Below are 14,525 nucleotides of genomic sequence, written 5' to 3'. Positions count from 1 at the left end.
CGAGGGCGCCCGGTGCATCGAAGACGGAAGGCTGGCGTCGGCCCGCCGCATTCGTGCCGTGTCGGGCTTCGCACTATGCTTGCAGGCTTTCTTTCACCGCCCACACCCCATGACCGATACCCTCGACCTCGCCGCCCGCCTGCGCTTCGTGCTCGTGCGCACTTCGCACCCGGGCAATATCGGCAGTGCTGCGCGGGCGATCCGCACGATGGGTTTCGAGCGACTGGATCTGGTCCTGCCCGCGCGCTTTCCCGACCCGGACGCCACCGCGCTGGCCGCGGGCGCCGACGCGGTGCTGGATGCCGCCGGCATCCATCGCACCCTGGTCGATGGCCTGGCCGGCAGCAATCTGGCACTGGGTTTGTCCGCGCGAAGGCGCGGGGTGAACCTGCCGGAAATCTCGCCGCGCGAGGCCGCCGCGCAGGCACTGGCCGCCGCCGCACGCGGCGAGCAGGTGGCCATGGTGTTCGGCAACGAGCGCACCGGGCTGGAAAACGAGGAGTTGGCGCATTGCCACGCGATGGTGCGCATCCCCAGCGTGGATGATTTCAGCTCGCTCAACCTGTCGCAGGCGGTGCAGGTGATGGCCTACGAGCTGCGCATCGCCATGCTGCAGGAAACGCCGGCGCCACCGCCGCCCGTGCATGACGAGCCGCCCGCCGACGCGATCCAGATGGAACAGTTCTACGATCATCTGTCGCGGACGCTGGACGACATCGATTTCCACAAGGGCCGCACGCCGACCACGATCATGCTGCGGCTGCGCAAGCTGTTCCAGCGCGCTCAGATGGATGAACGCGAACTGCGCATGCTGCACGGGATATTGGCCGATGCGCAGCGGATGGCGGGGTTGGCCGGGGTGAAGAAGGGCTGAGCGGCGAGGGCGAAAAGCGCCCTCTTCCGCCTTTACGTGCCGCTCCTGCGGCACGCCCTACGGGCCGGCTTCGCCGTTCGCTTCGGCATCCTGCCTTCGCAGTGGGCACCTTCTCCCGCAAGCGGGGGAAGGAACAGCAGGTTTGCTGCACGCTCCCAGGTTTCCCTTCCCCCGCTTGCGGGGGAAGGTGCCCGACAGGGCGGATGGGGGCAGCTCCTGACCTACTCGTCCTCCGACGCCTCGAACGTCGGCTCCAGCGTCACCAGCAGCTTGTCGATCCGCGCGCCGTCCAGGTCCACCACCTCGACGCGGATGCCGTGCCAGGTGAAGGTTTCGCCGGTTTGCGGGATGTGGCCCAGTGCAGCCATTACCATGCCCGCGGCGGTGCGGAAGTCGTGTTCGTCTTCGCCGGGCAGATGGTTCAGTTGCAGCAGTTCGCGCAGGTCGTCGGTGGGCAGGCTGCCGTCGATCAGCCAGCTGCCGTCTTCGCGCTGCACGATCGGCGAGTGGTCATCGCTGCCGCCGTGGCCGATCTGGCTGGCGCCGACCACGGCCGCCAGCAGGTCGTTGACGGTGACCACGCCCTCGATGTCGCCGTATTCATCCACCACCAGCGCCAGCGGCGTCTCGGCATCGCGGAATTCCTCCAGCAGATCCAGCGCGCGGGCCGTGGCGGGCACGAACAGCGGTTTGGACAGGTGGCTGAACAACTCCGGGCGGCCCTGGGCGAAGCTGTACAGCAGGCGCTTGACCTCGACCACGCCCACCACCTCGCTCTCGTCGCCGCGGTATACCGGGTAGCGCGAGTAGGGCGTCTGGCGCAGCACTTCCACGTTTTCCTCGCGGGTGCCGGCGATATCCAGCCAGGCGATGCGCATGCGCGGGGTCATCACGCTGTCCACCGTGCGGTCGCCCAGCCGCAGCACGCGGTTGACCATGTTGTGTTCGTCGGCGTCCAGCACGCCCTGCTCGGCGCTTTCGGCCACCAGCAGGCGAATCTCCTCCTCGGTAACCACGCCGCGGCCCTGCTGGTTGATCCGCAGCATCCGCAGCAGCAGATTGCTGGAGATGTTCAGCAACCACACGAAAGGCGCCGTGAGGCGCGACAGCAGCAGCATCGGGAACGCCACGATGACGGAGACTTTCTCCGGCGCCGCCAGCGCCAGCCGCTTGGGCACCAGTTCACCGATGACGATCTGGATGAACGAGATCAGCACGAAACCCAACACGATGCCGATAATGCGGGCATAGGGGAGCAGCCAGGCCACGTTGTCGCCGCGCAGTGCGTTGGCGATGTGGGCGCCCAGTGCATCGCCGGCCACGGCGCCGGTGATCAGCATCACCAGGGTGATGCCCACCTGCACGGTCGACAGGAAGTGCTCCGGCGATTCGGCGTGACGCAGCGCCAGGGCGGCGCCGCGGCTGGTTTTCGCCATCTGCTTGAAGCGGCCCTTGCGGGAGACGACCAGCGCCATCTCCGACAGCGCGAAGAAGCCGTTGCAGAGTGCCAGCACGAAGACGAGCGCGATTTCGATCAGCATCGCGGCGGGGTTGGGGGCGGAGGCATGGGGGCAGTGTAAGGGCAGCGAGGCCCGCAGTTCACCTTTTGCGGGCGTAACCGTACGGGGCGTGTGTCCTGTAACATTCCACTATTCCGCTTCCTCCAGGCAAGGCCGCATGTTTTCACTGCAGACGATTTTCGGAAAAGGCGACAAATTCTACGGCTTGCTCGAACAGAGCGCCGGCGCCGCCCATGAAAGTGCCAAGGCCCTGCACGATTTGCTCACCAACCCCGGCAAAGGCTCGGTGATGGCCGGCTTCACCGCCACCCGTGCCCGCGAAAAGGAGCTGGCCGCGCAGATCAGCGAGGGCCTGGTGAACACCTTCGTCACCGCGCTGGATCGCGAGGACATCGAGGCGTTGAACTCGGCGCTGTACAAGATTCCCAAGACGGTGGAGAAATTCGCCGAACGCTTCGAGATCGTGGCCGATCGCCTCGACGGCGTGGATTTCGCCCAGCGCGCGCTGGTGCTGGAGCGCTCCAGCGCCGTGGTGGTGGAGATGATCGGCGAGCTGCGCCGCGGCCTGCGCATCGATCCGGTCAAGAAGCTGCAGGATCGCCTGCAGGCGCTGGAGTCGGAAGGCGACCGCATGCTGCTGGCGCCGTACCGCACGTTGTATGTGGAGGGCGGCGACGTGATGCGCGCGGTGCTGGCCAAGGACCTGTTCGAGCTGATCGAGAAGGCGATCGACAAATGCCGTGACGTGGGCAACATCGTCTATTCGATCGTGCTGAAGAACTCCTGAGGGCTTTCGCCGTGTCCCTTGCCTTGTTCTTCCGCCGGCGCGCGACCGCGACGACTACTTGCCCGCTTCACACCGGATACCGGCCATGACCCTGGTGATCGCGGTGGTGGTGATCGCGCTGGTCTTCACCTACATCAACGGTTTTCACGACACCGCCAACTCGATCGCCACCGTGGTGGCGACCAAGGTGCTGACGCCGGGGCAAGCCGTGTTGCTGGCGGCCGGCACCAACCTGATCGGCGCGCTGATGGGCACGGCGGTGGCCGCCACCATCGCCTCGGGCCTGATCAACGCCGGCGTGCTGGAGATGAGTTCGCAGATCCTGATCTGCGCATTGCTGTCGGCGATCATCTGGAACCTCATCACCTGGTGGCTGGGCCTGCCCTCCAGCTCCAGCCATGCGCTGGTCGGCTCGCTGGTGGGTGCGGCGCTGGCGGCGGCAGACAACAATTTTTCGGCGGTGATCTGGGCGCAGAACGGCTTTGCGCGAGGCGAAGGCGTGATTCCCAAGGTCATCCTGCCGATGGTCTATTCGCCCCTGGCCGGTTTCATCCTCAGCTTCGCGTTGATGGGCGGGCTGTACGCGTTGCTGGCCTGGTTCGCCAATCGGCAGGGCTGGCTGCGCCGGTTTGGCCGCACACCGTTCGTGAACTCGTTCTTCGGCAAGGCGCAGATCGTGTCGGCCAGCGCCATGGGCGTGGCGCATGGCATGAACGACGCCCAGAAAAGCATGGGCATCATCGCGTTGGCCCTGGCCGGCGCCACCGCCGCGCATCAGTTCGATCACCTGCCTGAATGGCTGGATTTCCTGCGCATCGACGGTGATCCCGCCGGCGGTTTCGCGATTCCCGTCTGGGTGAAAGTGGTCTCCGCGCTGACCATGGCCGCGGGCACCGCCGGCGGTGGCTGGCGCATCATCAAGACGCTGGGCCACAAGATGGTCAAGCTGCATCCGATCAATGGTTTTGCCGCGGAAACCGGCTCGGCCTTCGTGATTTTCGTGGCTTCGGCCTTCGGCATCCCGGTGTCGACCACGCACAACGTGTCGGCCTCGATCATGGGCGTGGGCGCGGCCAAGCGCTTCAATGCGATCCGCTGGTCGGTGGTGGAGCGGATGGTCTGGGCGTGGATCCTGACCCTGCCGATCACCGCGTTGCTGGCGTACGGCCTGGTGCTGGTGGCCCACGCACTGTCCTGACGTTCGTTACAGCGAATCGCTGTCGGCGGCGATCACCTGCTCCAGTTCGTCGCCCAGCGAGCCCAGTTCGCTGATCAGCCGTTGCAGCTCGCCTTCGTCCAGCGTCTCGTACGGGCGGTTTTCGCACAGATGCAGGTAGGGCGAGCCGTCCAGGTCGGTGACCGCGAGAAACCCCGTGCGCTGCAGCCAGTTGAAGCGCAGGCAGCGGTTGGGATCGATACCCGCCAGCGGCCCCACCGGGGTGGAAATACGCAGGTAGCGGCGACCGTCCTCGCCTTCCAGCTCCGCCAGGTAGATGCCCTGGTAACGATCCTTCGCCAGCCCCAGGTCGAAACTGATCAGGTAGGGGTCGTTGTGGCGCAGCGCGTAGTGGCTGCCGATATGCGAACGCACGGCTTCGAAATGGCGCATGGAGGCTTCCGGGGTGGCGAGCGAACACTGGTACTCTGCCACGTCCCCCCGCTTGCGTCTTGTGAACCATGAGCGATGCCGCCCGCCGCATCTATGCCGCGATCGCCGCCATTCCGCCCGGCCGCGTGGCCAGTTATGGCGCCATCGCGGCCCGCGCCGGGCTGCCGGGGCGGGCGCGGCTGGTGGGCAAGCTGCTGGGTGAAACACCGGACGGACTGGAGCTGCCGTGGTACCGCGTGCTTCGCGCCAGCGGCCAGATCGCGCTGCCGCGCGACAGTGACGGCTTTCGCGAACAATGCCAGCGGTTGCGTGCCGAGGGCGTCGAGGTAAAAGGCGGCCGCGTGCCGCTGTCCCGTTTCGGCCTGGATGGCGACCTGGACCGGGCGCTGTGGGGCATGCCGGGGGATTGAGGATTCCCGGACCTGATCGTCACTACGCGAAGCTTCATCCAACGCCGACAGCGTGAGGCGCTATCGACGCATTGACACGACGGAAGCGGTTCCACCAGCATCGAAAATCCACATGCGGGGGAGGCCAGGGATGAGCCGGAACAAGCTGGGTTGGGTGTTGGCGTTGCTGTTGGTGGGGCTGGTCGGCGGATGGTTTCTCTCGAACTGGCTGGTGTTGCTTCTGCTCGGCCTGCGCGATACGTCGCTGGCCTGGAACACCTGGTGGCAATACCTGCAGGCGATGGATCTGCCGCAGTTCGCGCCCTTCGCTTCCCGGATCAAGCTCAGCGGCGCCATCGGTTTCGGCCTGCCGTTGCTGGCGTGGGCCGGTGCGCTGATTCCGCTGCTGAAGACCCGATCCGCCTCCCTCCATGGTGATGCCCGCTTCGCCACGTTGTCCGACCTGAAAAAGGCCGGGCTGCTCACGCAGACCCCGCAAAGCATCCTCATCGGCTCGTACAAGGGCCGCTACCTGTGGTTGGGCGGCGCCCAGCACGTCATCACCATCAGCCCGACCCGCTCGGGCAAGACCACCAGCGTCGCCATCCCGGTACTGCTCTCGTACCAGGAATCGATGGTGGTGCTGGACCTCAAGGGCGAGCTGTTCAAGGCCACCAGCGGCTGGCGCCAGGCGCAAGGCCACGCCATCCGCGTCTGGGCGCCGTACGACGAGGCGGGCAACACCCATCGCTTCAACCCGATGACGCCGCTGGCGGGGATGGACCCGGGCAAGCGCATCGGCGAGATCCAGACCATCGCCGCCATCCTGTACCCGGACGAAGCCGGCAAGGACCCGTTCTGGACCGCACAGAGCCGCGCCGCCTTCACCGCCTTCGCGTCGTTCCTGTTCGAGGGCTGGGATCACGGCTGCCGCAGCGGCCTGCCGGACATGCACCCCAATACCCACGAAGGTTTCCCCAGCTTCGAGCGCATCCTGCGCCTGTCCAGCGGCGCCGACGGCCAGGGCACCCGGGAGATGTTGCAGATCATCCTGAAGGACCCGCGCTACGCCTTCGTCAGCGCCCAGACCCGCACCGTATTCGGCAACCTCGCCGGCCTGGCCGAACAGACCTTCTCCTCCGTCCTCGCCACCATGCAGGCGCCGCTGCAGCAGTTCCTCAGCCCCATCCTGGCCGCCGCCACCAACGCCACCGACATCGACGTGGCCAGCCTGCGCAAACGGCCCACCACGCTGTACGTCATCATCCCCACCAACAAGCTGGACGAAAGCAGCAAGCTGCTCAACATCTTCTTCAGCACGGTGATCGGCGGCAATCTCACGAAACAACTGGGCGAGGAGCCGGAACTGAAACACCAGATGCTGCTGCTGATGGATGAATTCACCGCCATGGGCCGGATGGACGTCTGGGCCAAGCGCATCTCGATCTCCGCCAGCTACGGCGTGCGCGACCTGTGCATCGTGCAGAGCCGCGCCCAGCTGCGCTCGGCCTACGGTGACGACGACGCGCAGAACTTCATCACCAACCACGGCGCGCAAATCGTGTTCGCCCCGCGTGAACAGAGTGACGCCAACGAATACAGCGAAATGCTCGGCTACAAGACCATCCGCAAGGAACACCGCAGCACCAGCCGCGGCCGCGGCACCAACCAGGTCTCGATCAACCACACCGAAGAAAAGCGCGCCCTGTTCCTGCCTCAGGAAATCAAGGAACTCCCCGCTGACGACGAGCTGATCTTCTACGAAGGCTGCAAACCGATCCGCGCCAGGAAGAACTGGTATTTCAGGGACAAGCAGCTCAAGCAGCGGGCTGGCGTGGCGCCGGCGGTGATCAAGGTAGCGACGGCAAGCATGCAGCAGAAGGACGCGTCCACGAAGGATGTCATCCGTCCGAATGACGCGAAGGAAGCCCAATGGCTGGCAAGCTAGGAATCAACAAAAAAGGAGGCTCGGTGTCGTATCGTTCCGTCCTCGCCTGCCGTCCAACGAGGAGCTCCATCATGGCCGAAAGGATCCTTACGATGCCGCTTAGAGCCGCTGCCGCACTCATTTTGACCATCGCTCTGACCACAGGATGCTCCGCCATGCACGGTGACCCGAAGAATCCAGAGAAAAATCCTCATCCCGTCAAACGCTATGAAGTTACCGCCACAGTGGATTTGCCCGGACCGTGGGACTCAGTAAAGGGCGTGGTTTTTTTTGATGTCGTCAATGCGGAGTGCGTGCCCCAAGATACCTTTACTGGAGGTCGCAACGTTCCGAATACCAGTTACGATTTTGAAATGGTGCCCATTGGAAGAAACACGTGGCGTGGGTATTTTTATCGAGACGCCTTGCGAGATGATGATTATTTTGGAAAGGGGGTTTGTCACTGGGATGCGACTCAAGTTGCGCCTGACTTCAAGGTGGACGGAGTTGGATTCGGCTCATCCCAGTTGGTGGATGAGGCTCTTAGATCTCCGCAAACTGATTATTTTAGAAAAAGCGATCTTTCCGAACAGGTGAAAGATCTGGACAGTGCGCCCGCTTTCTCCGTCACGAGGCCTGAATATAAGAAGAATCCTGATGGCTTCTTTCCAGTTACTTTGACTATAAAAGAGGCTAATCCATGAGCCTTGATCCGGAAGTTTCTGCTGCTGCGGCCGTTGATGCTTATGAGGATCGCTCGCGGATACAGGTGAGCAAGCAAAAGGAAGTGGATTTGCATGATCACAAATACAGGGTGTTCGGCTATGCGGTGAGTCCAAGTGGATTTCATGGCACCGCCTACCAAAGCGTGGCTACGGGTGAAATCATCATCGCCCCTCGCGGCACGGATCCGGATGTCTTGCATCACACCAGTGTCACGGTAAAGGACGCCATTGCCGATTACCGGATGGTCAGGGATCGCGTCAATCCACAAATGGACGACGCACGCTCTTTCGTCAGAGAAATACTCGACAAAGCCGAAAAGGCGGGTGTTCCCAGGGACAAGATCACACTCGCCGGTCACTCCCTGGCAGGTGCGGAGGTCGAGGTTCTGGCGTCGGAATTCGGGCTGCGAGGCATGACGATCAATGGGTACGGCGCCGTAGACCTGGGCTACGGTCTGCCTGAGGGTGGCGACAGGGTCATCAATTATGTGATGGCTGGCGACCCGGTAAGTGCAGCCAGTCGCCACTATGGACAGGTGGTGACACTCGCTAGTGATCAGGATCTGACGAAACTGCGTGGTGCACGCTACCTCGATGCAGATCCAGGTGTGATCGGGCCAAACCCGTTGCTAGCCATGAGCCTGGGTGATCACAGCGGTACCCATTTCACCGGCCCGGATAGCGTGTTGAAGCCGGAGAACATGGCGCACGCCAGGAAAAATTACGCGGAAAACAAGGCCGCCATCGACCATTTCCGAGGTGATGTGTACGACTCGCGCGCCGAATTGGCGGTGGCATTGAACAGTACGGAACATCTGAATCTGGAATCCACTTACGCGCACTTGTCTCCACGGATGCAGCAGCAGCTGATGGAATATCACGCATCCCTGGTTGATTCATCGATCCGGGATGCGCTGGAGCACAACCGCGTCGTCGAGGGCGCCACGGGTGCCTTGGAGCAGGGCAGTGTCTTGTCTCAGGCTGGCGGCCAGTACGTGCAGCGGGGTGCTGATCAGTTGGCGGATGGTATCCGCTCGACGGGGCACGCCGTGCAGCAGCGGGCAGATGAGGCTTCACGTATCGCCTGGGCAGCTGCGCCGCTGGACCCAGGCGTTGCCGGTGGTGTCGCCCTGGGTGCGAAGGCTCTTGGTTTTGCTACGCATGTCGAAGCGGAGGGGCTGGCGCGGACCAGCCACCTCGCCGGCCAGGCCGCTCACGCTACGGGTCAATTCGTTGCCGGGTTGGGGCAGGAACTCAAGCATGGCGTGGAACAAGGCGTTCATGCCTATGCCAGTGCGGTGCAATCCGGGGTGCATCAGGCCGAGGCGACCCTCGTGCACCGTATCGATAGCTCTATCGAAAACCACGCGCGGCTCGGAGAGATGATGGATGCCGTCGGTCATGCCTATTCAGACGCCAAACGGACGATGTCACATGGGATTGATGCGGCGGAGCAAGCCGCTGGCGAAGCCTATGACACCTTGTCACATCCAGGACGGTGGTTTGGACAGACGCCAGCGGCCTCGCAGCCGGCCGAGTCTTTACCCGACCAGGTCCGCGCCGTCGTTCCGGCCGATCCGGCTCACGAGGTCAGCGATCCGCGCCGTCCAGACGGTACCAACCATGCGCTTTACAACGAGCTGCATCGACGTATCCCTGATGCTTCGGAAGCCCGTTTGCTGCAATTCACGGCTGCATGTCATGCGCACGAGATCACGGCGCATAACCTGCAACAGGTCCATTTCGACCGGGCGGGTGGTCAAATGCTGTTCCGGGGATCGGGCATGTTGGCCACGCCGGCCAGCGTCGATTTGAGGGTCCCGTCACCCCAGCCGCAGCAATCCATCCTGCAGATCCAGCAATACGATCAGCAGCCGCAAATGGCGGGTTGGGCCACGTCGCAAAGCGCGGCTATCCAGCAGGGGCCGGGGCTCGCCGGGCGGTAACTCGCGCAGGCGAAATCGCCGTCGTCGGCACGCCATGGCTGAACGATGCGTGCGCCATCCGCCGACAGACGCCACCCCGCGGTTTGCTAGCATTGCAGGATGACTTCCCCCGCTCTCGACCTGCTGCAAAGCGTTTTCGGTTATTCCAGTTTCCGCGGCCAGCAACAGGCCGTGGTGGAGCATCTCAGCGAAGGCGGCGATGCGCTGGTGCTGATGCCCACGGGCGGCGGCAAATCGCTTTGCTACCAGGTGCCGGCGCTGCTGCGTCAGGGCACGGGCATCGTGGTGTCGCCGTTGATTGCGCTGATGCAGGACCAGGTTGACGCGTTGCGCGAAGCGGGCGTGGCCGCGGCGTTTCTCAATTCCAGCCTGGCGGCCGCCGAGCAGCGCGAGGTGGAGCGGCAGCTGGAAGCGGGCGAGCTGAATCTGCTTTACGTGGCGCCGGAGCGGCTGCTCACCGGCCGGTTCCTGGCTCAGCTTGAGCGCACCGAAGTGGCGTTGTTCGCCATCGACGAGGCGCATTGCGTCTCGCAGTGGGGCCACGATTTCCGACCCGAATACCGTGAGCTGGCGATCCTGCAGCAGCGTTTTCCGCAGGTGCCACGCATCGCGCTCACCGCCACCGCCGACCCGCGCACGCGCGAGGAGATCGTGGAGCGGTTGTCGCTGCAGAACGCGCGCCAGTTCGTATCCAGTTTCGATCGGCCCAACATCGGCTACCGGGTGGGCCTGCGCCACAACGCCAAGCGCCAGCTGGGCGAATTCCTGCTGGGACATCAGGGCGAATCGGGCATCGTGTATTGCCTCAGCCGGCGCAAGGTGGACGACACCACCGCGTGGCTGGCCGAATCGGGCGTGGAGGCGCTGCCGTACCACGCCGGGCTGGATGCGGCGACGCGTGCGAAAAACCAGAAGCGCTTCCTGCGCGAGGACGGCGTGGTGATGGTCGCCACGGTGGCGTTCGGCATGGGTATCGACAAGCCCGACGTGCGCTTCGTGGCGCATCTGGATTTGCCGCGCAGCATCGAGGGCTATTACCAGGAAACCGGCCGCGCCGGTCGTGATGGTTTGCCGGCCGAAGCGTGGATGATCTACGGGCTGTCCGACGTGGTCACCATGAGCCAGATGATCGCGCAGTCCGAATCGGCCGATGAGCGCAAGCGGGTGGAGCGGCAGAAGCTGGAATCGCTGCTGGCGTATGCCGAAGCCACCGATTGCCGTCGGCAGTTGCTGCTGGGCGCGTTCGGTGAAAGTTATCCGGGCCCCTGCGGTCATTGCGACAACTGCATCGCGCCACCTAAAACCTGGGATGCCACCGTGCCCGCGCAGAAGGCGCTGTCGGCGGTGTACCGCAGCGGCCAGCGTTTTGGTTCGGGCCATGTCATCGACATTCTGCGCGGCGAGGAAACCGAGCGCGTGCGCAGCCTGGGCCATCACCAGCTCAGCACCTTCGGCGTCGGCGCGGACATGGACGAGAAGCAGTGGCGCTCGGTGTTCCGCCAGTTGCTCGCCGCCGGTTTGCTGGAGGCCGATGCCGAAGGCTATGGCACCCTGCGCCTTACCGCCGCCAGCCGTGGTGTGCTCAGCGGCGGCCAATCGGTGAAGCTGCGCGAGGATGCGCGGCCCGAGCGCGCTGCCCGTCGTCGCCGCGACAGCAAGCTGGTCACGGGCGGCGGCAGTCTGGGCATCGAGGCTTACGAGCAGGACATGTGGGATGCCTTGCGCGCCGTGCGCACGCAACTGGCCAAACAGCAGGGCGTGCCGCCGTACGTGGTTTTCCACGACGCCACCTTGCTGGCGATGCTGCGCGCATTGCCCACCACCGAAGACGAACTGGCCACCATCAGTGGCGTGGGCGAAGCCAAGCTGAAGCGCTATGGCCGTGATTTCCTGGCGGTGATCAACGCGCAGGAATAGGCGGGCGGGCCTCGCCCCGCGCCTCGGGCAAAACAGCTAGGATTCGAAGACAGCCCGCCGGCATCCGGATGGGGCGCCGCCTTCTGGCCAGTTTTCCCGGATCGACCGCGGATGAAAAGAAAAGCCACATCGCTCGACATCGCCCACCTGGCCGGGGTTTCCCAGGCCACGGTGTCGCGGGCGCTCAGTGGCAGCACCCTGGTCAGCGCGGAAACCCGCCGGCGCATCCAGGCCGCGGCCGACCAGCTCAACTACACGGTGGACAAGAACGCCTCCAGCCTGCGCCGCATGTACTCGGGCACGCTGGCGTTGCTGTTCTTCGAGGACCCCACGGCGGATGAGTCGCATATCAATCCGTTCTTCCTGTCGATGCTGGGCTCGATCACCCGCGCCTGCGCGCGGCAGGGCTACGACCTGCTGATTTCGTTCCAGCAGTTCTCGCGCGACTGGCATGCCGATTTCGCCGACAGCAAGAAAGCCGATGGCATCATCCTGCTGGGTTACGGCGATTACCTGGCCTATCGCGACAAGCTGGAAAAGCTGGTGGCGCAGGGCACGCATTTCGTGCGCTGGGGCGCGGTGTTGCCCAACCAGCCCGGCGTTTCCATCGGGTGCGACAACTTTCGCGGCGGCCAGGCGGTGGCCGAGCACCTGCTGGAACGCGGCCGTCGCCGCATCGCCTTCCTGGGCGACGCGACCAGCCACTACCCGGAGTTCTTCGAGCGCTACCGCGGTTACGTCGATGCCTTGCAACGGGCGGGTTTGCCGGTCGAGGCCTCGCTGCAGGTCAACGCCGAAAGCACCGAGCAATCGGGCTACGAGGCGATGCGCACGCTGATCAGCCGCGCCACGCCGTATGACGCGGTGTTCGCCGCCAGCGATCTGATCGCCATCGGCGCCCTGCATGCGCTGGGCGACCACGGCCTGCAGGTGCCCCAGGATGTCGCACTGGCCGGCTTCGACGACATTGCCACCGCCAGCTTCGTCAGCCCGCCGCTGACCACGGTGCTGCAGGACACCAAGCGTGCCGGCGAAGTGCTGGTGGACAGCCTGCTGAGCCAGATCCGTGGCGAGCCGGTGGAAAGCGCGGTGCTGCCGGTGAAGCTGATGGTGCGGCGTTCGAGCGGGGGATGATGGCTGTTTGTGTGTTTTCCGTCGGATGACGGAAGGATCGCCAGGAATCCCGAAGATCGGTTGTAGGAGCGGCTTTAGCCGCGATGCTCTTGTTTCCGTCCTGCGCAGTGAAAAGCGGTCGCGGCTGGAGCCGCTCCTGCAGGGCCTGCCGCCCGCTCAGCGCGCCTTCGGCTTCAGCCGCACGTAGATCTGCTTGCGCACGCGGGCGATCACCTTGCCACTGGCGGTGACCACCTCGGTTTCGAACCAGCGCAGCACCTTTTCGCCGTTCGCCGCCGCGGCGCGCAATTCATCCACCACGGCCGGTTCCAGCTTGAAATGCGCGTAGACGTCCTCGCGCCCGGGTGCCACGAAGTCGATCGCGGCGGCCTTGTCCCATACGTAGTAGTCGCTGCCCAACTGGTGCATCACCAGCAGCATCCAGAACGGGTCGGTCATCGCGAACAGGTTGCCGCCGAACTGGCTTTTCACATAGTTGCGATTCCACGGGCGCAGGCGCAATACCACGCGCGCCTCGCGCCAGTCGTCGCTGAGCATTTGCAGCCGCATGCTGTTGCACAGGAACGGCGGCCAGAGGTTGAACAGGCGACGGAAGGTGGAGGCGCGCATGAGGGCTCGGTGATTGGGAGAGATGGACGCGAGAATGGGGCGGGAAGCATTCCCTCCAACCGTTCGGACTGAGCGTAGCCGCGCAGCGGCGAAGTCGAAGTCTTCCTCGGCCATGCCCTTCGACTTCACCGCTGCGCGGCTACGCTCAGGGTGATCGGTGAGGAGCGACGCTCGTGCTGCTCCTCAAACCATCAAAACAACAGCGACGCCATCTTGCGCCGGTAGCGGCCCACCACGTCCGCATCATCCAGCGTGGTAAACGCGGCAAGCAGACGCTTCTTGGCCTGGCCGTCGTTCCAGTCCCGTGCCTTCTGCAGGATGACCAGAAACTGGTCGAGGCCGGCTTCGACGTCGCCTTCGAGCAACAGGCGCACGCCCAACTGGTCGCGTGCTTCCCAGTCGTTGCCGTCGGCTTCCACGCGTTGCTGCAGCGTAGTCAGCTCGGGCGCGCCTTTCAGCGCATGGGCCAGATCCAGCTCGCTGCGCAGGCGTACGGCGCGGGCGTCGGTGGCCAGGTTGACGGGCAGAGCGGCCAGTTCCGCTTCGGCGGCGGCGCTCTGGCCGACGCGCAGCAGGGCCAGGGCCAGGTCGAGTTTCAGCTCGGCCTTGTCCGGCTCGGCGGCGATCGCCTGCTGGATGCGCCCCAGCGCCTGCTCGGGGGTTTCCGGGGTGGCGTCGTCCAGCCCGTCATCGGTGGCTTCCAGCGGCTGCACGTGGCGCGACAGGAACTCGCGCAGCTGGCCTTCCGGCAGTGCGCCGGCGAAGCCGTCCAGCACCTGGCCGTCCTTCACCATCACCACGGTGGGGATGCTCTTGATGCCGAACATGCCGGCCAGTTCCTGCTGCTGGTCCACGTCGACCTTGCCCAGCCGGAAGGCGCCGTTGTACTCGGCGGCGAGCTTTTCCAGCATCGGCCCCAGCGTCTTGCACGGCTCGCACCAGGGCGCCCAGAAATCCACCAGCACGGGTGTGGTCAGCGAGGCCTGCAATACATCGGCTTCGAAGGTCTGCGTATCGACGTCGAAAACAACAGGCAATGTGGGGGCGTCAGTCACGGGTAACTCCAGCTTGGCGGATGCCGATTCAGA

At 64.5% G+C, this 14,525-nt stretch carries 13 protein-coding genes; 9 read left to right on the top strand and 4 right to left on the bottom strand.

Annotation, left to right across the window (positions count from 1 at the left end; genetic code table 11):
* The first annotated feature begins 109 nt into the window (after positions 1–109).
* Positions 110–874: an RNA methyltransferase gene (locus ASD68_RS08335; protein WP_056081551.1), complete on the top strand. Its 765-nt coding sequence runs from the start codon at positions 110–112 to the stop codon at positions 872–874.
* A gap of 221 nt (positions 875–1,095) precedes the next feature.
* Here the strand turns inward: ASD68_RS08335 and ASD68_RS08330 are convergent, their stop codons facing one another.
* A complete protein-coding gene (locus ASD68_RS08330; RefSeq protein ID WP_056081549.1) occupies positions 1,096–2,415 on the bottom strand; it encodes a hemolysin family protein in 1,320 nt (439 codons plus the stop codon).
* Positions 2,416–2,551: 136 nt separating this feature from the next.
* Here ASD68_RS08330 and ASD68_RS08325 point away from each other — a divergent pair, with 136 nt between their 5' ends.
* Both ASD68_RS08325 and ASD68_RS08320 read left to right on the top strand, forming a co-directional pair.
* Positions 2,552–3,181 (top strand): hypothetical protein, encoded by a 630-nt coding sequence (locus ASD68_RS08325; protein ID WP_007082581.1) that lies wholly within the window; start codon positions 2,552–2,554, stop codon positions 3,179–3,181.
* A gap of 85 nt (positions 3,182–3,266) precedes the next feature.
* Entirely contained in the window at positions 3,267–4,379 is a 1,113-nt protein-coding gene (locus ASD68_RS08320) for an inorganic phosphate transporter (RefSeq protein ID WP_056081545.1), read from the top strand.
* Between the two features lie 6 nt (positions 4,380–4,385).
* On the opposite strand, the gene ASD68_RS08315 is transcribed toward ASD68_RS08320, so the two are convergent.
* On the bottom strand, positions 4,386–4,790 hold the full coding sequence (locus ASD68_RS08315) for a hypothetical protein (RefSeq protein WP_007082579.1): 405 nt from the start codon (positions 4,788–4,790) through the stop codon (positions 4,386–4,388).
* Between the two features lie 68 nt (positions 4,791–4,858).
* Between ASD68_RS08315 and ASD68_RS08310 the strand changes: the two genes are divergently transcribed.
* The 6 genes from ASD68_RS08310 (at position 4,859) to ASD68_RS08285 (ending at position 12,828) form a co-directional block, all read left to right on the top strand.
* The gene (locus ASD68_RS08310) at positions 4,859–5,200 is read left to right on the top strand and encodes an MGMT family protein (RefSeq protein ID WP_056605641.1); all 342 of its coding nucleotides are present in this window, start codon (positions 4,859–4,861) and stop codon (positions 5,198–5,200) included.
* A gap of 130 nt (positions 5,201–5,330) precedes the next feature.
* The gene (locus ASD68_RS08305; protein ID WP_056605638.1) at positions 5,331–7,127 is read left to right on the top strand and encodes a type IV secretory system conjugative DNA transfer family protein; all 1,797 of its coding nucleotides are present in this window, start codon (positions 5,331–5,333) and stop codon (positions 7,125–7,127) included.
* 71 nt (positions 7,128–7,198) lie between these two features.
* Positions 7,199–7,810: a hypothetical protein gene (locus ASD68_RS16600; protein ID WP_235578686.1), complete on the top strand. Its 612-nt coding sequence runs from the start codon at positions 7,199–7,201 to the stop codon at positions 7,808–7,810.
* A complete protein-coding gene (locus ASD68_RS08295; RefSeq protein ID WP_056605632.1) occupies positions 7,807–9,777 on the top strand; it encodes a hypothetical protein in 1,971 nt (656 codons plus the stop codon). Before ASD68_RS16600 ends, ASD68_RS08295 begins: the two co-directional genes overlap by 4 nt.
* Before the next feature lie 99 nt (positions 9,778–9,876).
* Entirely contained in the window at positions 9,877–11,694 is a 1,818-nt protein-coding gene (gene recQ / locus ASD68_RS08290; protein ID WP_056081530.1) for a DNA helicase RecQ, read from the top strand.
* Positions 11,695–11,805: 111 nt separating this feature from the next.
* Entirely contained in the window at positions 11,806–12,828 is a 1,023-nt protein-coding gene (locus tag ASD68_RS08285) for a LacI family DNA-binding transcriptional regulator (protein WP_056081527.1), read from the top strand.
* Positions 12,829–12,984: 156 nt separating this feature from the next.
* Here the strand turns inward: ASD68_RS08285 and ASD68_RS08280 are convergent, their stop codons facing one another.
* Entirely contained in the window at positions 12,985–13,437 is a 453-nt protein-coding gene (locus ASD68_RS08280; protein ID WP_056605628.1) for a DUF4442 domain-containing protein, read from the bottom strand.
* A 191-nt stretch (positions 13,438–13,628) separates the two neighbouring features.
* Positions 13,629–14,492 carry a thioredoxin gene (gene trxA / locus ASD68_RS08275; protein ID WP_056605625.1) on the bottom strand — a complete coding sequence of 288 codons (864 nt, stop codon included), beginning with the start codon at positions 14,490–14,492 and terminating at the stop codon, positions 13,629–13,631.
* Positions 14,493–14,525: the final 33 nt, after the last annotated feature.

Source organism: Rhodanobacter sp. Root627, assembly GCF_001427835.1.
GTDB classification, from domain to species: domain Bacteria; phylum Pseudomonadota; class Gammaproteobacteria; order Xanthomonadales; family Rhodanobacteraceae; genus Rhodanobacter; species Rhodanobacter ginsenosidimutans.
Note: the sequence above shows the minus strand (reverse complement) of the source record. Positions and strands in the feature narration are given on the sequence as shown.